Here is a 14,349-nt window from a genome sequence, read left to right on the forward strand (position 1 = left end):
TAAGCTGAGAAGAGGTCGGATGATGCTAGCTAAACGAATTATTCCTTGCCTGGATGTAAAGGACGGCAGAGTTGTTAAAGGTGTGAATTTCGTAAATCTGCGTGATGCGGGAGATCCCGTAGAGCTGGCTGCCTTGTATGATCGTGAAGGTGCAGACGAGATTGTATTCCTTGATATATCAGCATCTGTAGAAGGACGACAGACAATGGTAGAAGTTGTGCGTCAGACGGCTGGTGAGATTGCAATTCCTTTTACGGTAGGCGGGGGCATCAAACATGTTGATGATATGAAGACAATCCTTCGTGCAGGTGCTGATAAAATCGGAATCAATACAGCGGCAGTTCTGAATCCATCTTTAATTGAGGAAGGTGCGCTCAAGTTTGGCTCGCAATGCATCGTGCTTGCTGTAGATGCCAAATGGAATGATGAATTTGGTGAATGGGAAGTGTACACACACGGCGGACGTAAGCCTACCGGAATTAGAGCACTGGAGTGGGTGAAGCAGGCAGAGAAGCTCGGAGCAGGTGAACTGCTGCTTACAAGTATGGATGCCGATGGAACAAAGAATGGTTTTGATATTCGTCTTACGTCTGCTGTTAGTGATGCAGTAGGTATTCCCGTGATCGCTTCGGGAGGAGCAGGGAAAGAAGAAGATTTTGAGGAAGTGTTTACAGCAGGAAAAGCGGATGCAGGGCTTGCTGCAACGATTTTTCACTATAAGGAAATTGCGATTCCTCATCTAAAACAACATTTGAAAGCCAAAGGGGTGGAGATTCGATGAGCAATCAATTAAAAGATCAGCTATCACTGGGACAGGTGACCGAATATATTAGGTGGAATGATCAGGGTCTCGTCCCTGCCGTAATCCAAGATGCTGATTCAAGAGCAGTTCTGATGCTGGCCTATATGAGTCAGGAATCCCTGAAAAAATCATTAACTACGGGAGAAACTTGGTTCTGGTCACGTTCGAGAAGTGAATTGTGGCATAAGGGAGCTACCTCTGGGAACGTACAATCCATTGTCTCTGTAAAATACGACTGTGATGGAGATACCCTATTATTTTTGGTTAAACCGAAGGGTCCGGCATGCCATACAGGAGAAACAACTTGTTTCTATCGGGAAATCCATGGTGTTCATACAGAGGAAGCAGAGAGTGAGTCTTCGGTATACACAAGTCATCGCTTTGATGTGCTCGCAGAGCTTGAGTCGGTGATTGCAGAACGTGAACGAGATCGCCCTGAAGGAGCATATACCACGTACCTGTTCAACAAAGGGGTCGACAAGATTCTGAAAAAAATAGGTGAAGAAGCATCCGAAACGATTATTGCAGCAAAGAACAAAGATAACGAGGAACTGAAGCTTGAGGTTAGTGACTTAATGTATCATTTGTTAGTTTTGTTGCAAGAGCGTAAACTTCCCCTGGACCAAGTATTAAAAGAACTCAGTCTGCGTCACGAGCGTCCACGTCGCGATTAGTGTAAGGGAGGAATACTCATGTTAATCGATTATCATACCCATCATGCCAGATGCGGACATGCGGTAGGAGACCTGGAGTCTTATGTTAAACAGGCCGTCAAGCTCGGATACACTCAGATTGGCTTGTCAGATCATATGCCTCTGCTCCACGTTAATCCAGCTGAGTATTACTCAGAGATGGCGATGCCTATGGAAGAGCTCCCAAGATACATCGAGGAATGTCTTTATCTGAAAGACAAGTATAAGGATGATATTGAGGTGCGTGTTGGACTCGAAGGAGACTACATTGAAGGTTATGAAAAAGAGATCGAACAGATCATTTCGGCCTATCCTTTTGACTATGTGATTGGATCCGTTCATTTCCTGAAAGAATGGGATATTACTGATTACAGACAAGTCTACCACTGGGAAGGCAAAGATGTGCTTGAAGTATATCGGACGTATTACGATGCTGTTCAAAAAGCCGCAAAGAGCGGGTTTTATGATTTTCTTGGACACATTGATGCAATCAAACGATTTACATATGAGCCTAAGCGGGAAGAGCGGGATGCTTGGTATGCGCTAGAACTCGAAACCCTAGAGGTGATTGCTGACTGCGGGATTCCAATTGAGCTGAATGCCTCCGGCTTATCTAAGCCGTGTGCTGAAATGTTCCCTAGTGAGCGCATTTTGAAGCAAGCCTATCAGCTGGGGATTCCGGTAACGGTCGGTTCGGATGCCCATGATCCGGTGAAAGTAGGAGAGAATGTGGATATAGCTAGAACGCTTTTAAAAGAGATTGGTTATACCGAACTTGCTACCTTTAAAGAGAGAAAGCGCTTCATGGTTTCGTTGTAATCTATAATAAGCGTAGTATAATAAAGGAAAAAATATACGATTCGCTATAAAGTTTACTCTATGATCGTTGTGAGCCGAATATTTTAAGAAATACTAGTGATTAAAAATAAGGTCTTCAGGAGGCATGTATGCAGCACTCTCTCCGTATTTTTTCGGGATCATCCAATCCTCAGCTGGTACAAAATATATGCCAGAAGTTAGGGGTAGAGCAGGGTAAAATCAAGATATCCCGCTTCAAGAGCGGGGAGATTTACGTGCATTATGAGGAAACGATTCGTAATTGTGATGTTTTTCTTGTGCAATCTCTATCAAGACCGATCAATGAGTTACTAGTTGAACTGCTTGTCATGATTGATGCAGCTAAACGTGCCTCTGCCCGAACGGTCAATATCATTCTGCCTTATTACGGTTATGCGAGGCAGGAGAGAAAGTCGGCTCCAAGGGAGCCGATTTCAGCAAAGTTGCTGGCTGATGTACTCACCACCGCAGGGGCAAACCGGATTGTAACGATTGATCTTCATGCAGCAGCGATTCAGGGATTTTTTAATATCCCAGTTGACCATCTTACTGCGTTGGACTTAATTAGCGATTATCTTAAAAGCAAAAACATCGATAAACCTGTCATTGTATCGCCTGATGCGGGAAGAGCATCGATGGCAGAGAAACTGGCAAGCAGGCTGGATTCTCCGTTTGCTATCATGATTAAGAAGCGTCCAACCCATAATGAGTCTATTATTACTCACGTAATCGGGGATGTTGATGGCAGAACCCCTATTATTATTGAAGATTTAATTGATACAGGTACGACAATTGTTAACGTAGTTGAAGGGCTTAAAGAAAGAAATGCATATCCAGCGATCGTCTGTGCGACACATGGGCTTTTTTCGGGATCGGCGTTGGAAAAACTTTCTCATCCTCATATTGAGGAAGTGATTGTCACGGATTCTATTGAGCTTCCGCCTTCAGGACCACCTTGTTTCACCGTCTTGTCAGTTGCTCCTATGCTGGCAAGGGCAATCCGGATTATTCTCGATGGCGGTTCTATTGCTACGTTATTCAAGGATGCAGGTATTTAAGGAGGACGAATAGATCACTCAGCAAGGTTCTTCAGCGAAGAGCCTTGTTTGCGTTTGGCTTGGCAGGGTTAGTAGGCTGATTCGTAAAGGGTAATGAATAAGTAGGAGACACCAAGTATCACGTGAGTTCCTCATATAATGTGTACATCTCTTTTATAGAGTGGTGAAGTAAATTTTTCATCTGTTGTATAGTTCTGCAACACGAGAAGAGTCCTTCAGATTATGTTATACTGGAGAGTATGAAATCGTATGATATAAGGAGGTGCCTTGGCACGTATGAAGGGCAAACCGCAGCGGACTGATCGCTCTCTTGTCAATGTTGTACCGATTCAACTGGACGCTTCTTTTTTCTTTGAAAGAGCTGTCCGCTCGCTGGATCGCAATCATTATGACAAGGCATTAAAATATTTTAGTAAAGCAGCTGAATATGAACCGGAAAATCCGGTCAATCATTGTAATGTGGCAGGCATCCTATCTGAGATGGGGGATTATGCCCGCTCTAATGAAATTTTGAATCATGTGCTCACTGAAGTCGATCCCTCCATGATGGAGTGTTATTTCTATATGGCGAATAACTACGCGAACATGGAGCAGTTTGAAGCCGCAGAAGAAGCTATCGTTACTTATTTGGAAGAGGATGAGCAAGGACAGTTTCTAGATGAGGCGGAAGAGATGTTAGATCTTTTGTTCTTTGAACTGGGCCGGAAGACTCCTGTGAAGCGAATTAAAGCTAGAGAAGGTATCGCTGAGCATGATTATGCTCGCAGCTTGCTGGAAGAAGGGAAATTCGCTCAGGCAGCAGAAATGCTGGAGAGCATTACAAAAGATCAGCCTGATTTCACAGCCGCACGCAATAATCTGGCCTTAGCCTATTACTATATGGGAAGGTTCTCAAGAGCGAAGGATACCATCTTTGATTTGTTAGAAATGGAGCCGGGAAATCTGCACGGGTTATGCAATCTTGCTATTTTCTATCAGAATGAAGGGAATAAAGAACAGGTAGAGGCACTTATTAAACAGTTACAGACTCTAGTTCCTTTCGAGCAAGAGCATGTCTTTAAACTGGGAACGACTATGGGGATTCTGGGAGAACATGAGACAGCATATGCTCACTTCCGCAGATTACTTAAAAATAAAGAAACAGCAAGCGATCCTTCGCTGGTTCATTATGCTGCAGTGGCAGCATGTAATACGAAGAGATATAAAGAAGCCGAGCGACTATGGGAAATGGTGCAGGCACTCGATCCTGAATCAGAGGTTCCTAAGTTTTATATTTCTAGGCTTTCAGCACGGAAGGAAGATCAAGATTTTGGAACGGTAAGTTACCACTATCATCTCCCGTTTGAGGAACAATTCCGTCTATGGGAAAAATATGGAGCGAGTATCCCGGAAGATATTAAGAACGATCCACTTATCCGTTCTTCTTTCTTCTGGGCGCTTCATCATGGTGATGATACGAGTAAAGCCCAAGTGATTAGTGCTCTGCGTCATATTGGTGACTATGAAGTATATCAGGCACTTACTGATTTTCTGGAACAACCGGGCGAGACTACAGAGCTCAAAGAACTCGCTCTTTCCGTACTGCGTGAGATTGGGGAACCGGAGATACTTTTGAAGGAAAAGAGTCAGAATAGCACTCTGCATTCTGCTGATTCCAGTTCGGTAGGCAAAGAGTTACCCATACTGAATAAGCAAAATGGTGAAGATGCGGAATCATCCCGCTACGAGCAGCTGGATGATAAACAACAAGCGGTCCTAAACAAAGTTTTGGAGAAGATGGATCAGCATCCTGATATTTTACGCAAGGGAGTTCAGTATTTATGGGCAGACTATTTGAAGCAAGTCTCTCCTGAATTGCCATCGATCTCCCTCATTGAAGGATGGTCTGCTGCACTCGAATATCTCACTGTTAAATCAGCAGGCAAGGAAGTCACCTATAAGGAAGTGGCTGGCCATTATGGCATTTCGGCTTCGACGGTGAGCAGGTACGCTAAGCAAATTGATCTAGTATGTAATTCTACACATTTGTTGCAACCCGTGTTCGGGTCTTTATCGGAAAAGCTGTAGTATCAAACTGTATTTTGTAAAAGGGAGGTAACGATGTATGACTCACTATAAATCCGTTATTATCGGTACAGGTCCTGCGGGACTTACTTCTGCTATTTATCTGGCACGGGCTAACATGAACCCACTCGTTATTGAAGGCATGGAGCCGGGAGGCCAGCTTACAACAACAACAGAGGTTGAGAATTTCCCTGGATTTCCTGAAGGAATTCTTGGACCAGAACTGATGGACAATATGCGCAAACAAGCAGAGCGGTTTGGAGCTCAGTTCAAGAATGGCTGGGTAGAAAGCATTGATCTGGCTGAGCGTCCTTTCCGCATAAAAGTAGAAGGCCAAGAGGAACTCACCGCAGATTCCGTTATTATTTCAACGGGGGCTTCTGCTAAATATTTAGGAATCCCAGGCGAAAAAGAAAATGTGGGACGCGGTGTGAGCACCTGCGCAACTTGTGACGGTTTCTTTTTCCGTAACAAAAAGATTGTTGTTGTTGGAGGCGGCGACTCCGCTATGGAAGAGGCGAACTTCTTGACGCGATTTGCTTCTAGCGTAACCATCGTACATCGCCGCGAGGAATTACGGGCTTCTAAAATTATGCAGAACCGTGCGAGAGAAAACGAAAAAATAAAATGGGCTTTGAATCGTTCTCCTCTTGAAGTCGTTGCTGACGATCAGGGAGTAAAGGGTCTGAAAGTTCATAATAATGAAACAGGTCAGGATGAACTAGTGGAAGCAGACGGCGTATTTGTAGCGATCGGGCATACACCGAATACTGCTTTCTTGCAAAATCAAATCACGCTGGATGCAGGTGGATACATTGCTTGTAATCCAGGTACTACAGAAACAAATATCCCTGGTGTCTTTGCTTGTGGTGATGTGCAGGATACAAAATATCGCCAAGCTATCACCGCAGCAGGATCGGGTTGTATGGCTGCTATGGACTGCGAGAAGTACCTAGAGGGCAGCATGGCTCATGACTGGAGCGAAACATTGAACAACGAACAATAAAAGGAAAAGCTGGCTGGGCACAAAAAGGTGTCCCGGACGGCTTTTTTGCTTACTTCGATTGAAAGAGACTTGAGAGAAATGGAAGGGTATTCGTCTTGACCGACCCCCTTCCTTCAATTATAGTGATAACGTATGAATAAATATTACAGATGGTAAAGGTGGCTTGCTAGCAATGTCTGAAAATGTCTACGTTGGGGTGGATTTAGGCGGTACGGCAATCAAAGTTGGGATCTGCAATGAGCAAGGAACACTTCTGCATACATATGAAGGCCCGACAGAAGTGAGTAAGGGCGTTGATACTGTCATTTCAAACATCGAGAAATATATTCGTCATATTGTGGAAGAATCACCATACAGTTGGGAGCAACTTGCAGGAGTTGGAGCAGGCGTAGCCGGATTCACTAATGTGCGAGAGGGAATAATCGTACTCGCGCCTAACGTAGGTTTTAAAGATGTACCGATCCGTTCGATACTCGAAGATAGGCTAGGAAAGCTCGTTAAGATAGATAATGATGCAAATGTTGCGGCTCTTGGAGAAGCTTGGGCTGGTTCTGGTAATGGAGTTGAAAACTGTGTCTGCTATACTCTAGGAACAGGTGTCGGCGGCGGAATTATCATTGGTGGTAAGATTTATCAAGGTTTTTCAGGAATGGCTGGCGAGATAGGTCACACGAATGTAGTACCGGATCTAGAAGCGATTCAATGTGGATGCGGGAAAATGGGTTGCCTTGAAACGGTTTCCTCGGCTACAGGAATTATACGTATGGCGAATGATGCAGTAGAACGTGGAGATCATACTTCACTGCAATCCGTAGATACCATTATGGCAAAAGATGTGTTTGATGCCGCGAAAGCAGGCGATGAGGTAGCTCTTCGAATTGTTCATCGTGCAGCTTATTATCTTGGAAAATCTTTGGCATCAGTTGCTGCTGTATTAAATCCCGAGATGTTTATCATTGGCGGAGGCGTTTCCAAAGCTGGTGATATTTTGTTTGATGAAGTGCGCAGTGTGTTTGCAAGTCTTACGCCTGAGCCTCTTCAAAAAGGGGTAACCATTGTACCGGCGACCTTGGGAAATGACGCTGGTATTGTAGGAGCAGCTGGATTATTGATTCGTTCCTAAGATAGCAAGTAACTTATATAATAATAAAAGTAGTCAATAGATAGACGAACTGAAATTGATAGGGGGGAAAATCATGTTTGAAGGTGAAAAATCACCAGCAGGTGTAGCAACCCTTATTATCATTACAGGGATGTCAGGTGCAGGTAAGACCATTGCGGTTCAAAGTTTGGAAGATCTGGGATTTTTCTGTGTTGATAATTTGCCTCCCGTTCTTATTCCTAAGTTTGCAGAACTTATTGTCCAATCTAATGGTAAGATTGGTAAGGTAGCGCTTGTCATTGATTTGCGAGGGCGAGAGTTTTTCACTGCCCTGTCTGAATCTTTGAATTATATTAAGGATCAATTTACAATTCATTGTGAAATTATGTTTCTTGATGCTCAAGACAGTGTTCTTGTGCAGCGATATAAAGAAAGTCGGCGGAGACATCCGCTTGCACCAGAGGGAATGCCGCTTGATGGTATAAGACTGGAACGCAAAATGTTAGAAGAACTAAAGAACTCTGCTACACAGGTGCTCGATACTAGTAACATGAAGCCTGCGCAACTTAAAGAAAAAATTATTTCAAGGTTCTCTCATTTAGAGAGCCATATGTTGTCCGTAAATGTTACTTCATTTGGTTTCAAATATGGTATTCCCATTGATGCTGATTTGGTGTTTGATGTTCGTTTTCTGCCAAATCCACATTATATTGAGCATCTACGGCCCAATACAGGGCAGAATAATGATGTATATGAATATGTAATGAAGTGGCCGGAAACACAGGCATTTTTAACAAAACTGCTTGATATGCTTCATTTCCTTATTCCTCAGTATCGGAAAGAAGGCAAAAGCCAGGTCATTATTGGCATTGGATGTACAGGCGGTAAACACCGGTCAGTTGCAATTGCTGAGTATTTAGGTAAAATGCTCGGGACAAGTGAGACTGAATCCGTTGTAGTGAGCCATAGAGATGCAGATCGTGATCGCGGAAATCACTAAACGAAGTAGATGGATAAAGAGTTTGGCCATGAATCAAATGGATTTATTTATTTAGGGATGACACCTGCGTAGGATACAACATACAATGTATGGATCGCTCATACGGCATTCGTTAAATCATCATTTTCAAAGGAATAACGGATTGCGTACCTTGAGCAACCTCTTATAGAAGGTGAAGTGGTAGAAGTGGCTGTAGAACAAATGAAACGTCCGCATCTTGTCGTTATGGGTGGCGGAACAGGGCTATCTGTCATGTTGCGGGGGTTAAAAAATAAGCCGCTTGATATCACGGCAATAGTTACGGTTGCTGACGATGGAGGAAGCTCAGGCATGCTGCGGGATGAACTGCAGATGCCTCCTCCAGGTGACATCCGTAATGTGCTCACAGCGCTTGCTGATGTAGAGCCGTTGATGTCAGAATTGCTTAATTATCGTTTTAGTGGAAATGGTGGATTATCCGGTCATAGCCTTGGAAACTTGATTTTGGCTGGAATGACAGATATAACAGGTGATTTTGTAACAGCGGTGAGAGAGATTAGCCGTGTTTTTGCTGTACGCGGGCAAGTGTTGCCAGCTGCGGCGGAAGCCGTTGTGCTCCGCGCCGAGATGGAAGATGGTACGATCGTTACCGGCGAGTCCCAGATCCCAGAACATGGCGGGCGGATTAAGAGAGTTTATCTTGAACCGGATCACGTGGAGCCGTTGCCAGAGGCTATTCAGGCAATTGAACAGGCAGACGCGATTATTATTGGTCCCGGCAGCTTGTATACCAGTATTTTACCAAACCTTCTTGTGCCTAAATTGGCAGAAGCTGTCGTATCATCTAAGGCAGTCAAGATTTTTATTGGTAATGTGATGACACAGCCTGGAGAAACCGATGGGTATTCTGTTGGTGACCATTTGAAAGCCATTGATGCCCATATTGGACATAAAATATTTGATTACGTCATTGTGAACAATGGCGATATTCCTGAACCAGTTCAGGAAATGTATGCAGAAAAAGGTGCAAAACCAGTACAGCTTGATCTTGAAGAGATTCTAAAGTACTCAAATGAATGCATTGCAGATCGACTTGTCATGTACCGGACTTACTTACGGCATGACGCAAATAAATTAAGTCACCATATTTACACGCTAGTGCAAAACTGGATGATTCGAAAGAGGTGAGATCCTTTGTCCTTTGCGGCACAGACCAAAAAAGAATTAACCCTGATCGAAAGCGAGCCTTGCTGTGAGAAGGCAGAGTTGTCTGCACTCATTCGTATGCTAGGCTCGGTCCAGCTGTCGAACAAGAAGGTTATTTTAGACGTCTCTACGGAGAATGCCGCGATTGCAAGGCGAATCTATTCTTTGCTCAAAAAACACTTTCAGGTGCATACCGAGTTGTTGGTTCGTAAGAAAATGCGGCTTAAAAAGAATAATGTATACATCGTAAGAATTCCGGTTCGTGTGCAAGAAATTTTGAATGAATTAGAAATTGTATCAGAAGGGTTTATCTTTACGCCAGGAATAAATCCAAATGCCATTCATAAAAACTGCTGCAAACGGGCCTATTTGCGAGGTGCGTTTATGGCGGGGGGCTCTGTTAATAACCCGGAAGGGTCTTCTTATCACTTAGAAATCGCCTCTATGTATGAAGAGCATTGTCAGGCTCTCGTCGATCTTGCCAATGAATTTAATCTGAATGCACGCTGTATTGAGCGGAAAAAAGGTTTTATTTTCTACATCAAAGAGGGCGAAAAAATCATTGAGATGCTTAGCATTATCGGTGCTCACCAAGCTTTATTCAAATTCGAAGATGTGCGAATTATGCGTGATATGCGAAATTCGGTGAACCGAATTGTTAACTGTGAGACGGCGAACTTGAACAAAACGATCGGTGCGGCTGTGCGTCAGATTGAGAACATTAAGCTCCTCGATAAGGAAGTAGGGCTCGAAACCCTTCCTGAAAAACTGCGTGAAGTAGCAGAAGTAAGACTTGCGAATCCAGATATTAATTTGAAGGAAGTTGGGGAATTACTAAAAGGAACCGTCAGCAAATCAGGCGTGAACCATAGACTTCGCAAAATTGATGAAATGGCAGAGAAAATTAGAGTGGAAAAAGGACAACTCATATAGTGTGAGATTTATCATAAAGAAGTCTTTTTTTCTTCTAGTTTCATTCATGCTATAATGGTATAATGTTAATAATTATGTAGTATTGATGTAGAGATTTTTATAGAGGGGGTAAGTTTTCATGACAAAACACCCGGTAGTAGTCCGTTTGAAGACGGGTCTTCATGCCAGACCAGCTGCTCTATTCGTTCAAGAAGCGAATAAGTATTCATCCGAAATTTTTGTGGAAAAAGACGACAAAAAAGTGAATGCTAAAAGTATCATGGGAATTATGAGCCTTGCAATTAGCACGGGTACTGAAATTCACATCAGTGCTGAAGGCGCAGACGCTGAACAGGCAGTAAATGCATTGATTAGTCTTGTAAGCAAGGAAGAATTGGAAAACCAATAAATTTCATTGTTTTCATATGTGTATACCGGAAAGCCCCAATTGGGGCTTTTTTTCGTTGTGATTAATACATAAATTAAATAGTAGAAATGGAACTTTATGCAAAACAATTTCGTCTAACAGTGTGTAATGTCTGAATTAGAAGATGTTTGAATATAGAAGGAGGATCGTAAATGAAAAAGAAATCAGTTTGGTTAAAGCCTGTAGCAGCTGCAGTCATCGCAGGTACTTTACTCATTGGTGGGGGCGGAGGAACTATCTCTTTCGCGGGAATAGCGCAAGCACAGGAAGTCTCGGCGATTCAGAATGTAGTATCTGTTGTAGGGAAAGGTGAAATTTCGGTAAAACCGGACATCGCCTATCTTTATATTGGTATTAATTCAGAAGGAAAAACAGCAGTTGAAGCTCAAAAGGCAAATGCTAAAAAGATGCAAAACTTAACCAACTTACTTAAAAAGACGTGGAAGCTGGAAAGCAAAGACATACAAACGAATCAGTTTTATGTACAGCCTGATTACACATATAGCGAAAAAGAAGGACGGAAACTAAAAGGATATACAGCATCACATTCACTAAAAATTAGCTATCGTAATCTCGATAAGATCGGAGAACTGCTGGATTCAGCTGCTAAGGTGGGTGTTAATCAGATCGACAATATTCAGTTTTCGATTGAGAATAGAGATGCTTTCGAAACGGCCGTAATTGAAAAAGCGATGTCTAATGCGAATTTGAAAGCAGGAGCCATCGCTAAAGTTGCAGGACGCAGTTTGGGAGTTGTTCTGAGTGTGAGTCAAGGGAATGTGGCGGAACCAGTTCGTTACTACGAGCAGATGTATGATATGAGAGTAGAAACAGCAAACAGTACTGCTGACAAAGCATCGTCGGTTGAAACTGGAGAAATTAAATTGACTACAGAACTTACGGTCCATTATCAACTTAACTAGATCTTAATTGAGGGAAAAGCAGTTTAGCAGGGCATAAATAAAAAGCCGCAGTCCTTAGAGGACTGCGGCTTTATTAATTTCTATATTAAATTCCTTGCGGTGGGGTTGAAGAAATAACTTTATCAACAAGTCCGTAAGCTTGAGCTTCTTCTGCAGTCATGAAGTTATCGCGATCTGTGTCTTTCTCGATACGCTCAATCGGTTGACCTGTACGTTCAGCCAAGATTTTGTTGAGCTTGTCACGCATTTTGAGAATGCGGCGAGCACGAATTTCAATATCTGTTGCTTGACCTTGTGCACCACCCAAAGGTTGGTGAATCATGATTTCGCTGTTTGGAAGCGCAAAACGTTTCCCTTTTGCACCGGCATTGAGCAAGAATGCACCCATAGAAGCTGCCATACCCATGCAAATTGTCGATACATCTGGTTTGATGAATTGCATGGTGTCATATATCGCCATACCCGCTGTAATGGAACCGCCTGGGCTGTTAATGTATAGGTGAATATCTTTTTCCGGATCTTCCGCAGTGAGGAACAACATTTGAGCGATGATAGAATTGGCTACTACATCGTTTACGTCGCTTCCCAGAAAAATAATCCGATCTTTCAATAGTCTGGAATAAATGTCATAAGCGCGTTCACCGCGATTGGTTTGTTCTACGACCATAGGAATGTAACTCACGTGAAAAACCTCCTTAGGAATTTAGGTTTAGAGTTTATATTTAGACGTTTAACAGCATCTATATCTACTGTTTCCGTATTAACCACATCATAAACAAATCAAAACAAAAAGTCAAAGAAAGTCAAACTATTTCAATAAAAAAAGAAACCTATTCGGTTTCATCGGTTAAGTGTATAACAAGCTGTTAAAAATTATGGCGCGCCCGCGAGGAATCGAACCTCGATCTCAGGCTCCGGAGGCCTACGTCATATCCGTTGGACCACGGGCGCACAAGTGTGACAGCAATAATGATTATATCTGATCGCCATTAAAAATGCAAGAAAGTTTAGTGGAGGTGTTTGATGTTCCATAAGAATGTGCAAACTACATTAATAGTGCGTTCAGAAGGAATATTTTATTTATAGGTAAATGGAGTGAATAAATGATCGCTCCTTTGCAAAATATACTTTTGACCACTTGCATACTAGGGTAGATTTAGGTAAAATAAACGTGGGACTTAAAAAGTTAACCCCGGGACAATTTTAGTCCATATTAGAGGCCGGAATGAAGGAGTTTGCGGAAGTGGAAAGTATGCGAACGATTTTAGAAGTGCAGAAGCAACTTCTACCTGATCTCATGGACGTAATGAAGAAGAGATATACCATTCTGCGCCAAATCATGATTTCGGATGTAATCGGACGAAGAACGCTTGCCCACTCTCTGGATATGACGGAGCGTGTACTCAGATCGGAGACAGACTTGCTTAAATCACAAGGACTGATTGAGATCGAGAGTATGGGCATGAGAATAAGCGAGTCCGGCGAGCAGTTGCTTGCAATGTTAGAACCTATGGCTAATGAATTATTTGGACTGTCGGAGATGGAAGAGTTAATCGAGAAAACGTATGGACTCCAAAAGGTTATCGTTGTTCCCGGTGATTCTGAAAACTCTGAATATGCCAAACGTTCACTTGGACGTGCAGGAGCTAGAGCCCTGCTGAGTGTCATGAATGATGGAGATGTTGTTGCAGTTACAGGTGGATCGACTACGGCTTCGGTCGCTGAATACTTAACTCCATCGTCTGCTATGCGCGGAGTATGGTTTGTACCCGCAAGAGGCGGACTTGGTGAAAGTGTAGAATTTCAAGCGAATACGATCGCGTCGACTATGGCTAAGAAGCTTGGGGCAGAATACAGGTTGCTTCATGTGCCTGATCTGTTAAGTAACCATGCCTATGAATCACTAGTTCAAGACTCTAACATTCAAGAAATTCTGGGTATGATTCGGAAAGCTCGCATCGTAATTCATGGAATCGGCGGAGCGATGGAGATGGCTAAAAGACGGAAGCTTGCACCTCAGACGATCGAAGAGATTAGAGATGAAGGTGCTGTCGCTGAATCCTTTGGTTATTACTTCAATAATAAAGGAAAAGTAGTTCATACCATGCTCACGCTTGGGATGCGTCTTGAGGATATTACTCGGACGGATGTCGTCATCGCCATTGCAGGCGGTAAATACAAGGCAGATTCTATAAAGGCCGTGCTTCGTTTTGGCCAGGAAGATATACTTGTCATTGATGAGGCGGCAGCTACGGAAATTGTTAAGGATTTATAATGAAGTAAGAAAGATTTGAAACTTGTTGTCTTGATGAATCTATTTTAGATTTGTCTTGAATATATA

14 protein-coding genes and 1 tRNA gene are annotated in these 14,349 nt (G+C 43.0%); 13 read left to right on the forward strand and 2 right to left on the reverse strand.

Annotated features, from left to right (window positions below; all coding sequences use genetic code 11):
* Positions 1 to 22 precede the first annotated feature (22 nt).
* The 12 genes from hisF (at position 23) to H9647_RS24140 (ending at position 12,008) form a co-directional block, all read left to right on the forward strand.
* Positions 23 to 781 (forward strand): imidazole glycerol phosphate synthase subunit HisF, encoded by a 759-nt coding sequence (hisF, locus tag H9647_RS24085; protein ID WP_191804845.1) that lies wholly within the window; start codon positions 23 to 25, stop codon positions 779 to 781.
* Positions 778 to 1,476 (forward strand): bifunctional phosphoribosyl-AMP cyclohydrolase/phosphoribosyl-ATP diphosphatase HisIE, encoded by a 699-nt coding sequence (gene hisIE, locus H9647_RS24090; protein ID WP_191804816.1) that lies wholly within the window; start codon positions 778 to 780, stop codon positions 1,474 to 1,476. The genes hisF and hisIE overlap by 4 nt, the downstream gene beginning before the upstream one ends.
* A gap of 18 nt (positions 1,477 to 1,494) precedes the next feature.
* Positions 1,495 to 2,313, forward strand: coding sequence for a histidinol-phosphatase HisJ (gene hisJ / locus H9647_RS24095; protein ID WP_191804818.1), 819 nt, complete (start codon positions 1,495 to 1,497; stop codon positions 2,311 to 2,313).
* Positions 2,314 to 2,441: 128 nt separating this feature from the next.
* Positions 2,442 to 3,389 carry a ribose-phosphate diphosphokinase gene (locus tag H9647_RS24100; RefSeq protein ID WP_191804820.1) on the forward strand — a complete coding sequence of 316 codons (948 nt, stop codon included), beginning with the start codon at positions 2,442 to 2,444 and terminating at the stop codon, positions 3,387 to 3,389.
* A 276-nt stretch (positions 3,390 to 3,665) separates the two neighbouring features.
* Positions 3,666 to 5,456: a tetratricopeptide repeat protein gene (locus H9647_RS24105; protein ID WP_191804847.1), complete on the forward strand. Its 1,791-nt coding sequence runs from the start codon at positions 3,666 to 3,668 to the stop codon at positions 5,454 to 5,456.
* 37 nt (positions 5,457 to 5,493) lie between these two features.
* On the forward strand, positions 5,494 to 6,459 hold the full coding sequence (gene trxB, locus H9647_RS24110) for a thioredoxin-disulfide reductase (RefSeq protein ID WP_191804822.1): 966 nt from the start codon (positions 5,494 to 5,496) through the stop codon (positions 6,457 to 6,459).
* Between the two features lie 172 nt (positions 6,460 to 6,631).
* The gene (locus H9647_RS24115) at positions 6,632 to 7,582 is read left to right on the forward strand and encodes an ROK family glucokinase (protein ID WP_191804824.1); all 951 of its coding nucleotides are present in this window, start codon (positions 6,632 to 6,634) and stop codon (positions 7,580 to 7,582) included.
* Positions 7,583 to 7,655: 73 nt separating this feature from the next.
* Positions 7,656 to 8,561 carry an RNase adapter RapZ gene (gene rapZ, locus H9647_RS24120; protein WP_191804826.1) on the forward strand — a complete coding sequence of 302 codons (906 nt, stop codon included), beginning with the start codon at positions 7,656 to 7,658 and terminating at the stop codon, positions 8,559 to 8,561.
* Between the two features lie 201 nt (positions 8,562 to 8,762).
* The gene (locus tag H9647_RS24125) at positions 8,763 to 9,728 is read left to right on the forward strand and encodes a gluconeogenesis factor YvcK family protein (RefSeq protein WP_191804848.1); all 966 of its coding nucleotides are present in this window, start codon (positions 8,763 to 8,765) and stop codon (positions 9,726 to 9,728) included.
* A 6-nt stretch (positions 9,729 to 9,734) separates the two neighbouring features.
* Positions 9,735 to 10,679: a DNA-binding protein WhiA gene (gene whiA / locus H9647_RS24130; RefSeq protein WP_191804827.1), complete on the forward strand. Its 945-nt coding sequence runs from the start codon at positions 9,735 to 9,737 to the stop codon at positions 10,677 to 10,679.
* 118 nt (positions 10,680 to 10,797) lie between these two features.
* The gene (locus H9647_RS24135; RefSeq protein WP_160036722.1) at positions 10,798 to 11,067 is read left to right on the forward strand and encodes an HPr family phosphocarrier protein; all 270 of its coding nucleotides are present in this window, start codon (positions 10,798 to 10,800) and stop codon (positions 11,065 to 11,067) included.
* A gap of 170 nt (positions 11,068 to 11,237) precedes the next feature.
* Positions 11,238 to 12,008, forward strand: coding sequence for an SIMPL domain-containing protein (locus H9647_RS24140; protein WP_191804828.1), 771 nt, complete (start codon positions 11,238 to 11,240; stop codon positions 12,006 to 12,008).
* Between the two features lie 85 nt (positions 12,009 to 12,093).
* Here the strand turns inward: H9647_RS24140 and clpP are convergent, their stop codons facing one another.
* Positions 12,094 to 12,690 carry an ATP-dependent Clp endopeptidase proteolytic subunit ClpP gene (gene clpP / locus H9647_RS24145; RefSeq protein WP_191804829.1) on the reverse strand — a complete coding sequence of 199 codons (597 nt, stop codon included), beginning with the start codon at positions 12,688 to 12,690 and terminating at the stop codon, positions 12,094 to 12,096.
* 194 nt (positions 12,691 to 12,884) lie between these two features.
* Positions 12,885 to 12,959, reverse strand: a tRNA-Arg gene (locus H9647_RS24150).
* A gap of 301 nt (positions 12,960 to 13,260) precedes the next feature.
* Here H9647_RS24150 and H9647_RS24155 point away from each other — a divergent pair.
* Positions 13,261 to 14,283 (forward strand): sugar-binding transcriptional regulator, encoded by a 1,023-nt coding sequence (locus H9647_RS24155; RefSeq protein WP_191804851.1) that lies wholly within the window; start codon positions 13,261 to 13,263, stop codon positions 14,281 to 14,283.
* Positions 14,284 to 14,349: the final 66 nt, after the last annotated feature.

It is taken from the genome of Paenibacillus gallinarum (assembly GCF_014836635.1).
GTDB classification, from domain to species: domain Bacteria; phylum Bacillota; class Bacilli; order Paenibacillales; family Paenibacillaceae; genus Paenibacillus; species Paenibacillus gallinarum.